This window comes from Fulvivirga ulvae (assembly GCF_021389975.1).
GTDB lineage: Bacteria > Bacteroidota > Bacteroidia > Cytophagales > Cyclobacteriaceae > Fulvivirga > Fulvivirga ulvae.
The window spans coordinates 5118771-5131879 of the sequence record NZ_CP089981.1; the positions used below are offsets into that span (position 1 = coordinate 5118771).

Genomic DNA, 13109 nt, shown 5'->3' on the forward strand with positions numbered 1-13109 from the left:
CGCTCGCAAAAATAGATAAATTAACGTGATTTGGAAGGCTCTTTTGCCTGCACCAGCAACTCAGCCATTGTTAATTTTTCAATAAGCATCTCCTTGTTTTCAATATCGGTTTTCTTTACCCATTCAATGGCTTCCCGGATCTCTTTGGGTGAGTACGGAATCTTATCACCTTTGCCGCTGTAGTAATTTCTGACCGATTCGATAATACGCTGTCTCTTAGGACTAAAAAATTGACTGAAAAATCCCATATACTATTATTGTGCACAAAATGCACCGTTATAAAATCTATAATAACTTAAAAAAAATAATGCCTAGACAATCAGGTATTTATGATTATTATATTCAAGTAAAAAATGATAATGGGGGAATATTTTATGTGAATATAGTTACTCATTATTTAAGCCACCTCTCCACACTTAATTTTTTAAAAAGTATTAAGGTGACATAAAGGTATAGAATCAAAATTTATATCTTCGCTATAATTTTAGCTTTTATTTATTTGCATCACACGTATCTTTCGATAAATGTATTTTTATTGCGGTAAGCCGTTATTTGTTTTACAAACTGCGTGTGCCCAACCCCAAAACAAAAAATTATGAAACAGTACTTAGACTTAATGCAGGATATCCTTGACAATGGAAATGAAAAAGGTGATCGTACAGGTACAGGTACTGTCAGTGTATTTGGTCGTCAGCTTAGGTTCGACCTTTCCGAAGGCTTCCCATTGCTGACTACAAAAAAACTCCATATACGATCTATTATTCACGAATTGCTTTGGTTTCTCAGCGGAGATACCAATATTAAATACCTGAAAGATAATGGTGTTTCCATCTGGGATGAGTGGGCGGATGAAAATGGCGACCTGGGGCCGGTTTACGGGCACCAATGGAGAAGCTGGCCAACACCCGGCGGAGGAACCGTTGACCAGATATCGCAGGTAATTGATTCTATAAAGAACAACCCAAACTCCAGAAGGCATATAGTAAGTGCGTGGAATCCTGCCGAAGTAGATGAAATGGCTCTGCCTCCATGTCACGCCCTGTTCCAGTTCTATGTAGCAAAAGGCAAATTGTCATGCCAGCTTTATCAGCGAAGTGCTGATTACTTTTTGGGAGTTCCTTTTAATATTGCTTCTTATGCCTTGCTCGTTTATATGTTTGCCCAGCAGTGCGATCTGGAAGTTGGCGATTTTGTCTGGACGGGTGGTGATGTACACCTTTATTCCAACCATATGGAGCAGGTCAGGACGCAATTGAACAGAGAACCGAGAAGTCTGCCAACGTTGCGCATCAATAGAAAACCTGACTCAATATTTGACTATAAATATGAGGATTTTGAAATTCTGAACTATGATCCTCACCCTGGTATCAAAGCACCGGTTGCAGTTTAATATTCAATCCAGTTTTACTCTGTAGAGCTCCGGATTCTTTAATAATTTCGGGTTTGTGATTACTTTTTCATTATTCAAAGTAGTCACATAACTATTTGCAATGAAGTAAAGCCAGCCGTTTTTTATAGCACCTGTAGTGGGTTGATAAAATGCGGGGTGTCCGCACGTTAGCGTTTTAATATTTACAACCTCAGTATAAGCACTATCAAAGGTAAACTGATTGATGGCTTCCGGTTTCATTATACTTTGAAAACCGATAAGAGCATCGCCATAAGTGTATAATCCGTCAATAGCTATAATATAATAATCGGGGTGAGTGAGCTGGGTGACCTGCTTTGTAGGGATATCAATTTTTTGCAGTCCTCCGGAAGTTGCTAATACCAGGCTGCCACCGTCAGGGGTCAGGGTGATGCCGTTTGGATAAACAAAGGTGCCTGGCGGGATAAACACTTCCAGCCGGTCGTTTGACGAAGAAATCTTATAAACAGCTCCACCCTGTGAATCCGAAATATAGATATCATTCCCGTCAAATATCAAATCGTTAAGCAGATGCCCGCGATCGGGTGTCAAATATCGTTTGATCCGCTTTCCTGTCTTTAGGTCGTATACAAACAAACCGGAATATCCTGTACTGTCATGCTTTTCACTCAAAGGGCCTCTGCAGCTCCATAGCTTGCCATCTTTTACCTTCATACCCAGGTAGCTCCAGTCGCCATCTGTATTAGCAGGGATAAAGTCAGAAACTTTCCCCTGCCTATCCATCATAATTACCTTATTCTTATAAAGACTACCTATATAAAAAGCGTCAGATTGGGGATCATGGGCAATTCCTTCAGGTATAAGATCAGACTCTGGTATTTCTGATACCTTTTCAAGGGTGTTGAATTTTTGAGCCTTGGAAAGAACCGGCAGAGACAGGAAAATCAGGATAACAGCGTATTTCATTTGCAGAAGGTTAGGGTTTGGGGTCATATATAGAGGATCAGGCCAAGAACCAGATTCTCACTTAATGCTTTTACTCAATACGAGAGGTAAAAGATTCACAAACCGGCCAAAGTGCACTGACAAGTTGTGAAATTTAAAGTTAACTCAAGTTAATTTTTTTATTATATATTCTGATTTACAGTAAGTTATGTTATTTAGCTGTGCTATGGGACTTAACCCGCTACTATTACACACAAATACTCCATCAGCATTTAAAAGAGCTTCCTTGCCCTCTTCAACCTCATGAAATTCTATTTTTTGAGTTCCGAGAGTTTTTAAAATGTGTCGTCGTTGTACCCCGGCTATACACCCTGTTGTCAGCGCCGGAGTATAATAAATATCATCCTTGGACCAAAATATGTTGGATGATGTGCTTTCAGTAATATGGCCGTGTACATTAAGAAGAATGAGCTCATCAAGTTTTCGGCTATCCCTTTCCTGAGAGGCCATGATATAAGGCAGAGCACTGATGGTTTTGAATCTTGAGAGCTTCCAGTAGTGGAGGATAACGTCTTCCGAAAAGCCTGCGCGCTGTTTGGTTACAGGAGTTGATGCCGGCCTTAACATAAGCAAAGTATTGACTCCTGTATCCGTACTGGTATATGCTTTTTGGTAGTCATTTCTGCGCCATACAATCAGTTTCGCAGTGGCATTTTTCCCAAAGTGGTTATGAAAAAGCAACTCCGCTATTTGTGACTGTAAGGATTCTTCAGTAATATACTTTGGAATATTAAAGCGCAAAGCCCCGGCACCTTCTAAAAGGCGCTCCATATGATAGTTTAAAAGTTGTGCCTTGCCGTTTTCAATCCTGATAGTTTCAAAAAGTCCATCGCCAAACTGAAGAGCCCGGTCGTTGATGGCACATGAAAATGCCTTGGTGATGTAATTATTGTTAAATATTGCAGCCATAAAATGGAAAAACGATAAATAGATATGATCTTTGATCGTTTGGCATTACCTAAAATACTTTATCACCCAATTTGGGGTTTCAAATGGGTTATTAACCATTCATAATTTTCAGGTGATGCAGCAGTAAAATTATCATTAATATTGAAACTATAACAATTTAGTGCCATGGCGGAGAAAAGTAGTGTATTTGATATGATAGGACCCGTTATGATAGGACCGTCAAGCTCGCATACAGCAGGGGTAGTACGTATAGCGCGTGCTGCTATCAGAGTGCTGGGAGGCAAACCGGAAAAAGCGGTTATTACATTTTATAATTCCTTTGCCCGCACCTATGAAGGGCACGGAAGTGACAAAGCAATAATAGCCGGTCTTCTGGATTATAAAACAGATGATGAAAGGATCAGGAATTCTTTTGATTTTGCTGAAAAGGCCGGTCTGGAGTACACTTTTAAGTCTGTAGGCAACGCCTCGGTTTACCACCCTAATACCATAAAACTGAACCTCGAAAAAGATGGCCGGAAGATAGAAGTAATAGGTGAAAGCAAAGGAGGGGGAGTGATCAATATCGCCGAAATTGATGGATTTAATGCCAATTTCTCTGCGAACTTACATACCCTGATACTCAAAGCCGATGATGTAAAAGGCAGTATTGCCTATATAGCCAATATTTTATCTCACGACGACTGTAACATTGCCACCATGTCGGTGTCTCGTAAAGGAAAGCATGACATAGCGTGCCAGGTAATTGAAATGGACAGTGGTTTAAAGCCAATTACATTAGAATATATAAAAAGCCTCAGCTGGATCAAAGAAGTAATATATATCCCCGATATCGATTTATAAATATGATGAAAAGGAAAGCGGTCAAAGTATTAATTGTCTCTTTATTATGTTCGTTTGGCGCCTTTGCTCAGGATAAGAGCGAATGGACGCTGCAGGAATGTATAGACTACGCGCTGGAAAATAACCTGGATGTGAAAAGAAGTGTGCTGAATGTGGAAAGTCAGGATATTAACTACAGCCAGGCCAGGTTGTCAAGGTTGCCCGATGCCAATGCCAATGGCTCCTACAGTTATAGCTGGGGTAGGTCTATTGACCCGACGACTAACTTATTCGTTGACAATCAGAGAATAGCATCTGCCAACGGAAGCCTGACCAGTAGTGTTGTGTTGTTCAATGGCATGAGGATTAATAACTCCATAAAGCAGAACAGGCTGTCCTATGAGTCGAGCCAGATGGATCTTGCTGCGTCTAAGAACAGTGTGATACTGAATGTAATTACCTTTTACACCAATGTTCTTTTTGCTCGCGAGCTACTGGAAAATGCCCGTACACAGTTAAGCAGCACCGAGCAGCAAGTGGAGCTGACTCAAAAGCAGGTGGATGTAGGTGCCTTGCCTAAGGCTAACCTGCTGGACTTACAGGCCCAAAAGGCCACTAATGAGCTCAATGTGGTAAACAGGGAAAACGACTACCTGATGGCCAAAATTCAGTTGAAACAGGTGCTTCAGCTTCCTCCGGAAAGCGATATTGATATTGTGGTGCCTGAGCTGGATGTGGAGGCTGAGCCGGTAATGGAGCTTTCAGCTATTGAAATATACAATATTGCACTTGGTGCAATGCCTGAAGTTAAGAGTGCAGAGCTAAATACCGAAAGTACTGATATAGGCGTAGATGTAGCCAGGGGAAACCTTTACCCTACATTATCACTACAAGGCGGCTTTACCACCAGGTACTCTGATGCGTCGCAGATACCTACAGCTACAGAGCCGGTGTTTATCAACAACCCTACAAATCCTAACGGCAATCAGGTTCAGTTATACCAGTCAGTTACTTTTTCAAATGGCACTGACTTGCAGACTGTCAATGTACCGGCTTCATCGCCAACCGGATATGAAACCATTGATTTTGACACGCAGATCAATGATAACCTCAGCAAGTATGTGAGCCTTGGTGTTTCCATCCCCATTTTCAATGGCTTTTCGGCCAGGGCGGGCATCCAGAGGGCGAAGATCACGCACCAGCAGGCCGAGATCAACGAAAAGGATGTGAAGTACCAGCTTTGGAGAACCATAGAGCAGTCTTACAATGATGTAACAGCAGCTATCAAATCTTATAATGCTTCAACAACTCAGGTGCAGGCCAGGGAAGAATCATTCAGGGTAATGAAGCAGCGATACGACATAGGCGCAGTTAATTTTACAGACTATCAAATAGCAGAAAACGATTTGTTTCAGGCCAAATCAGATCTTTTGAGAGCTAAATACGACTATATATTCAAACTAAAAGTATTAGATTTTTATCAAGGTAAACCTTTAGATTTTTAAACTGATGGCAAAAAAAAGAAGATCCAATAAATGGTTATACTGGTTGATCGGTGCATTCGGCGTGCTGGTGGTAATACTTATCGTCGGTAAGTCTGCCGGCTGGATTGGTAAGCCCAATGAAATAGAGGTGGAAATAGCCGAAGCCAAACAACTGTCAATTACTGAAAAAGTCAGCGCTTCCGGTATGGTACAGCCGGTAGTAGAAGTAAAGCTAAGCCCGGAAGTATCCGGTGAGCTGATAGAATTAAACGTTGAAGAGGGAGATTCTGTACAGGCTGATCAGATTCTGGCGAAGGTAAGACCGGATAATTTTGTGGCGGTGGTGGAGCAGTCCAGGGCATCACTTAATCAGCAGAAGGCAAACCTGGCATCTGCAGAAGCATCTCTTGAAAGAGCTAAAGCTACTTTTGTACGTGCAGAACAGGAGTATAAGAGGCAGGAAAAACTGTTTAAGCAAACTGTTATATCCGATGCGGAATGGGAGCAGGCACAGCAAAATTTTGCAGTAGCCAAAAACGATCTGAAGTCTGCAGAGAAATCAGTAGAAGCTGCAAAATACATAGTACGATCAAGTGGAGCGTCCCTTGATCAGGCTCAGGAAAATTTACGAAGGACTACTGTTACTTCGCCAATGGGAGGTATAGTATCCAAACTCAATGTAGAAAAAGGGGAGACCGTACTGGGAACCCAGCAGTTTCAGGGTACAGAAATCATGCGTATTGCTGACCTCAATAAAATGGAAGTACGCGTAGATGTTAATGAAAATGATATTATAAGGGTTTCGCTCGGCGATACCGCTGTTATTGATGTAGATGCCTACAGCCACCTCGATAAAGAGTTTACAGGAGTGGTTACGGCTATAGCCAATACGGCCAACGATAAAGCGTCTGCAGATGCGGTTACAGAATTTGAAGTTCGTATTAAAATATTGAACTCATCATATCGGGATTTGATAGAAGAGGGTAGCAGGTACCCGTTTCGTCCGGGTATGACTGCCAGCGTGGATATAATAACAAAAAGAAAGGAAAAGGCACTTGCCGTACCACTTTCTGCCGTTACTACACGAGACCCGGATAAGAAAAAATTAGGAGCAAAAGAGGAAGACGAAAAAGTAGCAAAGGCTGATGAGAAGAACACGGGAGCTAAAGAAAGTATCAAGGAAGTGGTGTTTGTTAATGAAGGCGGCACAGCAGTGTTGAGAGAAGTTAAGACTGGCATAAGCGATTACGAAAACATTGAAATACTGGAGGGTGTAAAAGAAGGCGAGAAAGTAATATCAGGGCCTTTCCTGGCGGTATCTAAACGGCTTGAAGATGGTGATAAAGTAAAGACTGAAGAGAAAAACAGCGATGACAAAGCCGAGGATAAAAAATTGGCGGAAGAATAATAATTCCGATAAGTTTATCAAAAGGAAAGCTGCACGTAAGTGCAACTTTTTTTGTGCCTGTTCTCAATCCTGCTGTGTTCACCTCATCACCTCCCAACACCCCACAGTCCTACTGCCGATAGGAAGGGTCTACCTAAGCAGGTTATTACATACCACTGAGCCGGTAAGGAACCGAGTTAGATACTTCGCTAGCTTAGTATGATCGAGGTGGAAAGCAAGAAAACTTGTCGGGTGTCTAAGTGCTGATGTACACTGTGCAAGCCAGTATTCAGGAAATCACCTCAAAACCTTGAGGAGGCTGTATATAATCAAACAAGAAGCTGTATAAGGAATAACATGGTTTTAAATCTTCCGGATCTTCACCATGAGGCAATCCACCATATATATTAGTATTCAACAGCAGATCATGGTTGATAAATGAGTAGTTGGGATAATGATAGTTCACCCTGACGTTTACTTCCTCCAGCCACTTTGTTTCATTATCCGACATATTCCGCTGTCCATACCATAGCAGTTTTACAGGGGCCACACCAGCCTCATTATTATACCTGCCAAAAGTGGCCCTTTCTTCAATAAAAGCCGTGTAGTAATTGGTCAACAGTGATAAAGTAACCCGAAGAGTTCGGGTGATACTTACTTCAGCCTCGGTTTTTGAAAGTTCAATTCGAGCAACCAGATTAGGAAACTGAAGATAGCTATCATCGTAGACCACGAATTTGCCATTGCTTTGAAGTTCATTAATTAGAGACCCCCAGGTATCATCTTCAATATAGTCTATTAAGTTATTGATTTTGTTTTCGAGAACACCTAACAAACGATTGTAGCCCGGGTATTCATGGTTAAGGAGAGGGCACCCAATAGCATAATACTTGTGTACTTCTTGTAAGAGATCAAGTTTAGTTTTCAGTTCCATTATTCCGTTTTGCTATAGAATTTCTCAAGATACTGTTTTTTGGAAAAAAAGATTTTTAATGAGGGGGTAAGACTCTTTAGTTTTAAGATATCACCCTCTGTAAACTTGCAGCCATAGATATACAATTCTTCTAAACCCTGCATTTTTAAAATAGTATAAATTTCGTTTTTGATATCAATAGGATTAAAACTTATATCTAAAGCCGTTAATTCTTTTAGGCTTTCTATATCCTTCGGAAGATGTTTCAGCCCGAGGGCCGAAACATTTAATCCTTGTAAAGAAGGGATATTGGTTAAAGGATATGGTAATTCCTTTAAGTGAAATTGCAATGTGTAATTTGGATAGTTATCCTCAAAAGCATCCCTGTCTGAGTTTGCAGGAAAAATTATCCAGCTTGAGAGGTTGTTATCAATCACAAAAATCATGGCTTTTGCTTCCGAGGTCGATACTTGTTCATTTATGATATGGTAATAAGAAAGTGAGTCTTTCGAATCTAAATGAATAGTTAAAGTATCTAAACTTTGACCCACTGAAGAAGAAAGGACATAAAAATTAATAAGAATGAGTGAAAAGAATTTATACATAAATGATTGTGTTAACAACTGTAATCTGCTGTAGTGTTGGGTATCGACCCAGAGCATGGACCCGATGAAATCATTCCAGCATACGCACTTAACTTCGTTGAAATTAATGATTTTAATTTAATTCTTATTGAACTTGAATAGGGAGCTAAGTTACCTGAGTTTAATAATGGGCCTATCTCATCCCGGGATTGGTTGATGATGGTTGTGAGTATTTGCGAAGCGGTATATTGACTTGTGGCATATGCTATTGGTATGGATACACAAATAGTTCCTAGCTCTGCATTAACGACTTTATTAAGTTGATGATTCACGGCAGTTAGGCCTACTCCGGTGATTTGAGCTGTATAACTATTGCCTACTTTTATAGATTTTATGTTATCGCAAAGTCTCCCTACGGTTTGGTTGTTTGAGAGAGCTTTCCATTGCTGAGAGCTAGTTGGAGGGTTGCCACCGTTAATATTTCTGGCCCAATACTTACGCTGAATGGGGTCCCAATCATAGTCCTCACAAGGGATATGAATGAATTCAGTGGTAGATCCTTTATATTTTGTATCCAAAAATAACCAACCCGATGATGTTAACTGGTACCAATCTTCATAATGGTGGGTGGTAACTATGTGACCTCCACAATCGGGGGCGCGAGAGGTAGATAGCTTCTTTAAATCTTCTTCTAGAACATGCTTGTATAAGTCTCCATTTAAGTATGTTTCAGAAGCAACCTGCTTACCTTGAAGATCATAGTATTGTAAAACACCATGAAACTCAGACAAATCTTTTAATCCCTTCCAGGTTGGTGGATCTGACTTAAAAAAAAGTACTTTAACAATATAACCAGGTGTGATAAAGGTACCATTTTGAATACCAACAAGCATATACTTCTCCATTGCAGTAAACGGCCCATTGTCTTCCTTTTTTGATTTGGGCAGAGATATTTGGAAAGCAATACCAGAGCCGAAGTATGAGGAAAATTTTTCGTAACTGGTCCAATCAACATTTAAATCTTCAGCAGGAAAGCTGATTGATGGCTCAAATTTATCTGTAAAATCTCGCTGAAAACTTTTAAGTTTTTCCTGTTCAGTAGTAAACTCATCAAATTGGTGACAACTGAATGAAATAATTGCCAAAAATAGGCAAAGGAGGTAGTTGATAGATTTCATAATAAAAGTATTGGTTGGTTTAAACTTTAAAATTAAGAGTTGTAGGAAGGGTTGGAATACCCAAACAAATTTCCACAAGTCAGAAGACTTGAATTCATTATAGCTCCACCAAATCTCCGCTAAGCTAAAGACTTGAACCAGGGTAGACTACAGAGCTGTTTCGCCACCTTGCTTTTAAAGATCAGGAGCGTTAAGCGGCTGATTAACCGTATCGTTGATCATAATTAACTTCAGCACATCCTTTAGGTGCCGCAACTGCTCTACGTGGCTTTTCATGGTGTAAAGCATCAGTTCGAAGCTGCGTTCGTAGACTTTCATTTGGTTTGCTTTTTGCATCAGCTCGGAAAGGCCGTTTTGGTAGATCATGCTGGCGAAGTCCATGTTGGTGGTTTGGTAGGTTTCGGCCAACTGTGTGGAGTTTTTTATGAGCTCGTTCACGCCTTCTAGCAGGAGCCTGTACTGGTTTTGGGATTCCTCCCACGCGGTTTTGTTGTCTTTCATAATTCACATGTTTTAAATACCCACCGCCGGGAGACACTTGCTCCTCCCTTTGGTGGCGCTCAACCTAAATCCAGTTGAAACGGATTGTTTTAATTATTATCCTCTGTTACAAAATCCATCACTATGTTTCCCTGCCGGGCATACCTGTAGCTTTTTGAGCTTCTGTCAAATATCACGGGAGCTTCAAAGTCATCTTTCAGCATTTTAAACAAATTAAACACCGTGCGTTTAGATACATCAAGTTGCTTGGCGAAAGCTTCAGCGTTGCCAATGTTGCCATTTTGAAGAAGACGGTCGGTTTGCCCTATTCTTTGAATTATCTTGCTTGACTTCATTTTGTTCTCCTCAGAAAGTGAAAGCCTATGCAGTGTCCCCGTACATTGAGGGAGGTGCCATTGCCTGCACCTCCCTTGACCTGTCAATCTGAAACCCCAAAATCAACAGAGTTACCATTTACACGAGCGGAACACACTCAGCCATTAACTTTTTCCGAACTGATAATTAATTTTTTCCCTTTTTAATAATTTCCTCCAGCCCCTCTATAAGCCCCTGAAACCTTGCGCTATAGGCGGAAAGGTTGCCGTTTAATTCTTCTTTTAGCTCCGGTTCTGTAAGCTTGCAGATGAAGTCGATGTTGGCCTCAAACAGCTCTTATGTTATGACTTCCATCTTCAAGGCCAGCACCTCCATGCTTTGAATTGCCGTTTGATAATCCCTTACAATAGGCATGTTTTTAAATTTTGATTACTGTTCGGTGGGGCGAACTCTTTCAATTTTACCTATATAAACTCCGCTTTGCTTTGTCCTGTACCTGTACCTACAAATGAGGTGTGGGTCAGCCAATGCAATTCCAATGGTTTTATATATATTTGATCTTTACGCGATGCAAACAAGATACATAATTTTGTATTCATTTTGTTAACATTGCTCTATGCGAATATAATATTTTGTAAACAAATTGAAAACAATTACCGAAAGAATCTCTCACTTTAGGAAGAAAAATAATTTGTCCCAAACTGAGCTTGGGGAGCAGATGCAGGAGATCACGGGGCAATTGTTTACGCGTAGTGTGGTTTCTAACTATGAAAATGGGAGAAGGAAGATACCCGTAGACCTTATTCCCGTTCTGGCGAAAATATTTGGTGTCACCACCGATGAGCTGTTTTATACGAGTGAGGATATGGATAAGTCCCACGAATACAGCACCAGCATTTCCGAACTTCAGGAACTTGCCCATAGAGATGCTAAAGCGGCTTTTGAAAAGTCGTTGATCCTGCTCAGGGAGAACAGCAATCAAATAAAAGAGCTTCAGGAGCAATTGAAAAACTCTGAAAAGGAGGTAGGCAAGTATCAAAAGAAACTTGAAGTGATGATAAATGCCTCTGACAAGCTTGCGGATACAATTAATGAGCTAAAAAGAGCCGCCCTGGAATAATAGTGTATAATGAAACTACTATAGGTCAAGGCAGCCACTTAAGATTGGCTGTCCCTGAGCATTTGTCTGATAGAATGCACCTGTTGGTTTAAGGCTAGTACCTCTTCTTCCAGCCTTTCGTGCAGCTTTTCTAGTTTGTTACTCTTTCTCTCTTGTTGATTTTTATAATTGCGATACATGATTAGTCTTTTCCTGTATTTATACAGCACAAACACCACCAAAAGCAGGCCAAGCGCAGCGCTTATGGCGTAAACGATATTCATTAAATCTGCTCGCTGTTCCTTTTGCAGCAACTCGTGCTTATACTTTTCTTCATTGTTCAAATGCGTAATTTCGGCTTCCGCCATATCAACACTTTGCTGCGCATACATCGATGATATCAGCTCGTTTTGCTCTTCCAGTAATTTATTCTTTTTATCCCGGATCAGGCTATACTTTTGGGAGGGAACCACCAGACCAGCAGCTCGAGCAGACTGGTTGTTGGTCAGCGTTTGCAGGGCTTCTAAAGCGGTACCGAGTTCATCGGAGAGCAATTCTTTATCAGACACGGAAAGCTCCACCACCTGGTCATAATATTTCAGGGCAGCTTTGTAATCACCTTTGAGGGAGGCCAGTTCTCCCAAATAATTCAGGTTGGGTCTTTTATCAGCACCATCTAAAGCGGTTTTTAACTGCAGGGCTTCATTGAGCCATTTTTCGGCTTCATTGAGGTTACCGGCTTTCATAAAGCTCTCACCTATATTACCATGTAGAAAGGCTTTTTCCAATGCTTGGTCACTCCCCAAATAGTTAAGACTTTCTTCAAAACTCTTTATGGCTTCGTCAAACCTTTGCTGCCTGAAATATAGCTCACCATATGAAGCATATCCATTATATATCCAAAATGATGATCCTAAACCAGTAGCCGCCTCAAGGCTTTTTGAAATGTAGTGTTCAGCTTTGTCATACTCTTCCATCCCTAAGTATACCAAGCTAATATTATCGTATATCAATGGGAGTTTTTGCTTTTTGTCCAATCGGGAATATATTTTTTCGGCTTGTTGAAGGTAATTTAGAGCTTCCTCATGTCTCTCTACCAAGCGGTAAACATTACCCAAGTTTGACGCTATCTTAGCTTGTTTAACAGGGTCATTCAATTCGTAGTACAACGTCAGAGCCAATTTGTATGATTTGGTGGCTTCTCCAAGTTGATTGCTCATGTTGTTTAGATAACCATGGTTGTCATAATACTTAGCTAAGTATTCTTTATTATCTAATTCTATGGCTAAGGTTTTCAACTTTTCAAGTAGCTCAAAGGCTATTTTAGAGTCCTTATAGTGGTTTAGATACTCTTGATAGGTGTGCTCTAAAGCTTCAATCTTGGCTGGGTCGTGGGTATAGATCTCATCTTGAATACAGGCCGTGATAAACAGCATACTCAAGACCGCCAGAGTTGCAAGTCTCGGCATAATGATAGGTAAATTATAGGTTGAAAATAACTGTGATAATATCGAACAAAGATGTCGGTATTATCACAATTATC

14 protein-coding genes are annotated in these 13109 nt (G+C 40.7%); 5 read left to right on the plus strand and 9 right to left on the minus strand.

Annotated elements, in window-relative coordinates; all coding sequences use genetic code 11:
* Positions 1-20: 20 nt before the first annotated feature.
* Complete coding sequence (locus LVD17_RS21615) at positions 21-248, minus strand: hypothetical protein (RefSeq protein ID WP_233761199.1); 228 nt, start codon at positions 246-248, stop codon at positions 21-23.
* A 347-nt stretch (positions 249-595) separates the two neighbouring features.
* Here LVD17_RS21615 and thyA point away from each other — a divergent pair, with 347 nt between their 5' ends.
* A complete protein-coding gene (gene thyA, locus LVD17_RS21620) occupies positions 596-1390 on the plus strand; it encodes a thymidylate synthase (RefSeq protein ID WP_233761201.1) in 795 nt (264 codons plus the stop codon).
* A gap of 3 nt (positions 1391-1393) precedes the next feature.
* Here thyA and LVD17_RS21625 read toward each other — a convergent pair whose 3' ends face one another.
* Both LVD17_RS21625 and LVD17_RS21630 read right to left on the minus strand, forming a co-directional pair.
* The gene (locus LVD17_RS21625) at positions 1394-2335 is read right to left on the minus strand and encodes an NHL repeat-containing protein (RefSeq protein ID WP_233761203.1); all 942 of its coding nucleotides are present in this window, start codon (positions 2333-2335) and stop codon (positions 1394-1396) included.
* 144 nt (positions 2336-2479) lie between these two features.
* On the minus strand, positions 2480-3283 hold the full coding sequence (locus tag LVD17_RS21630) for an aminotransferase class IV (RefSeq protein ID WP_233761205.1): 804 nt from the start codon (positions 3281-3283) through the stop codon (positions 2480-2482).
* A 165-nt stretch (positions 3284-3448) separates the two neighbouring features.
* On the opposite strand from LVD17_RS21630, the gene sdaAB reads away from it, so the two are divergent.
* Genes sdaAB through LVD17_RS21645 form a run of 3 tightly spaced genes read left to right on the plus strand, consistent with a single transcriptional unit; the run spans position 3449 to position 6997 of the window.
* Complete coding sequence (gene sdaAB, locus LVD17_RS21635; RefSeq protein WP_233761213.1) at positions 3449-4126, plus strand: L-serine ammonia-lyase, iron-sulfur-dependent subunit beta; 678 nt, start codon at positions 3449-3451, stop codon at positions 4124-4126.
* A 2-nt stretch (positions 4127-4128) separates the two neighbouring features.
* On the plus strand, positions 4129-5610 hold the full coding sequence (locus LVD17_RS21640; RefSeq protein WP_233761214.1) for a TolC family protein: 1482 nt from the start codon (positions 4129-4131) through the stop codon (positions 5608-5610).
* A gap of 4 nt (positions 5611-5614) precedes the next feature.
* A complete protein-coding gene (locus LVD17_RS21645; protein WP_233761215.1) occupies positions 5615-6997 on the plus strand; it encodes an efflux RND transporter periplasmic adaptor subunit in 1383 nt (460 codons plus the stop codon).
* Positions 6998-7265: 268 nt separating this feature from the next.
* Here LVD17_RS21645 and LVD17_RS21650 read toward each other — a convergent pair whose 3' ends face one another.
* The 5 genes from LVD17_RS21650 to LVD17_RS21670 all read right to left on the minus strand — a co-directional run bounded on the left by LVD17_RS21650 (position 7266) and on the right by LVD17_RS21670 (position 10487).
* The gene (locus tag LVD17_RS21650) at positions 7266-7910 is read right to left on the minus strand and encodes a hypothetical protein (protein ID WP_233761216.1); all 645 of its coding nucleotides are present in this window, start codon (positions 7908-7910) and stop codon (positions 7266-7268) included.
* A complete protein-coding gene (locus LVD17_RS21655; protein WP_233761217.1) occupies positions 7910-8494 on the minus strand; it encodes a hypothetical protein in 585 nt (194 codons plus the stop codon). Before LVD17_RS21655 ends, LVD17_RS21650 begins: the two co-directional genes overlap by 1 nt.
* 11 nt (positions 8495-8505) lie before the next feature.
* A complete protein-coding gene (locus LVD17_RS21660) occupies positions 8506-9651 on the minus strand; it encodes a hypothetical protein (RefSeq protein WP_233761218.1) in 1146 nt (381 codons plus the stop codon).
* A 174-nt stretch (positions 9652-9825) separates the two neighbouring features.
* The gene (locus LVD17_RS21665; RefSeq protein ID WP_233761219.1) at positions 9826-10152 is read right to left on the minus strand and encodes a hypothetical protein; all 327 of its coding nucleotides are present in this window, start codon (positions 10150-10152) and stop codon (positions 9826-9828) included.
* An 89-nt stretch (positions 10153-10241) separates the two neighbouring features.
* On the minus strand, positions 10242-10487 hold the full coding sequence (locus tag LVD17_RS21670; protein WP_233761221.1) for a hypothetical protein: 246 nt from the start codon (positions 10485-10487) through the stop codon (positions 10242-10244).
* Positions 10488-11110: 623 nt separating this feature from the next.
* On the opposite strand from LVD17_RS21670, the gene LVD17_RS21675 reads away from it, so the two are divergent.
* A complete protein-coding gene (locus LVD17_RS21675) occupies positions 11111-11587 on the plus strand; it encodes a helix-turn-helix domain-containing protein (RefSeq protein WP_233761223.1) in 477 nt (158 codons plus the stop codon).
* Between the two features lie 38 nt (positions 11588-11625).
* Here LVD17_RS21675 and LVD17_RS21680 read toward each other — a convergent pair whose 3' ends face one another.
* Positions 11626-13035, minus strand: a complete 1410-nt coding sequence (locus tag LVD17_RS21680) for a tetratricopeptide repeat protein (protein WP_233761225.1) — start codon at positions 13033-13035, stop codon at positions 11626-11628.
* Positions 13036-13109: the final 74 nt, after the last annotated feature.

Coding starts and splice junctions, on each gene's coding strand:
- LVD17_RS21615 (WP_233761199.1), bottom strand. CDS start 248: ATGGGATTTTTCAGTCAATTTTTTAGTCCTAAGAGACAGCGTATTATC.
- thyA (WP_233761201.1), top strand. CDS start 596: ATGAAACAGTACTTAGACTTAATGCAGGATATCCTTGACAATGGAAAT.
- LVD17_RS21625 (WP_233761203.1), bottom strand. CDS start 2,335: ATGAAATACGCTGTTATCCTGATTTTCCTGTCTCTGCCGGTTCTTTCC.
- LVD17_RS21630 (WP_233761205.1), bottom strand. CDS start 3,283: ATGGCTGCAATATTTAACAATAATTACATCACCAAGGCATTTTCATGT.
- sdaAB (WP_233761213.1), top strand. CDS start 3,449: ATGGCGGAGAAAAGTAGTGTATTTGATATGATAGGACCCGTTATGATA.
- LVD17_RS21640 (WP_233761214.1), top strand. CDS start 4,129: ATGATGAAAAGGAAAGCGGTCAAAGTATTAATTGTCTCTTTATTATGT.
- LVD17_RS21645 (WP_233761215.1), top strand. CDS start 5,615: ATGGCAAAAAAAAGAAGATCCAATAAATGGTTATACTGGTTGATCGGT.
- LVD17_RS21650 (WP_233761216.1), bottom strand. CDS start 7,910: ATGGAACTGAAAACTAAACTTGATCTCTTACAAGAAGTACACAAGTAT.
- LVD17_RS21655 (WP_233761217.1), bottom strand. CDS start 8,494: ATGTATAAATTCTTTTCACTCATTCTTATTAATTTTTATGTCCTTTCT.
- LVD17_RS21660 (WP_233761218.1), bottom strand. CDS start 9,651: ATGAAATCTATCAACTACCTCCTTTGCCTATTTTTGGCAATTATTTCA.
- LVD17_RS21665 (WP_233761219.1), bottom strand. CDS start 10,152: ATGAAAGACAACAAAACCGCGTGGGAGGAATCCCAAAACCAGTACAGG.
- LVD17_RS21670 (WP_233761221.1), bottom strand. CDS start 10,487: ATGAAGTCAAGCAAGATAATTCAAAGAATAGGGCAAACCGACCGTCTT.
- LVD17_RS21680 (WP_233761225.1), bottom strand. CDS start 13,035: ATGCCGAGACTTGCAACTCTGGCGGTCTTGAGTATGCTGTTTATCACG.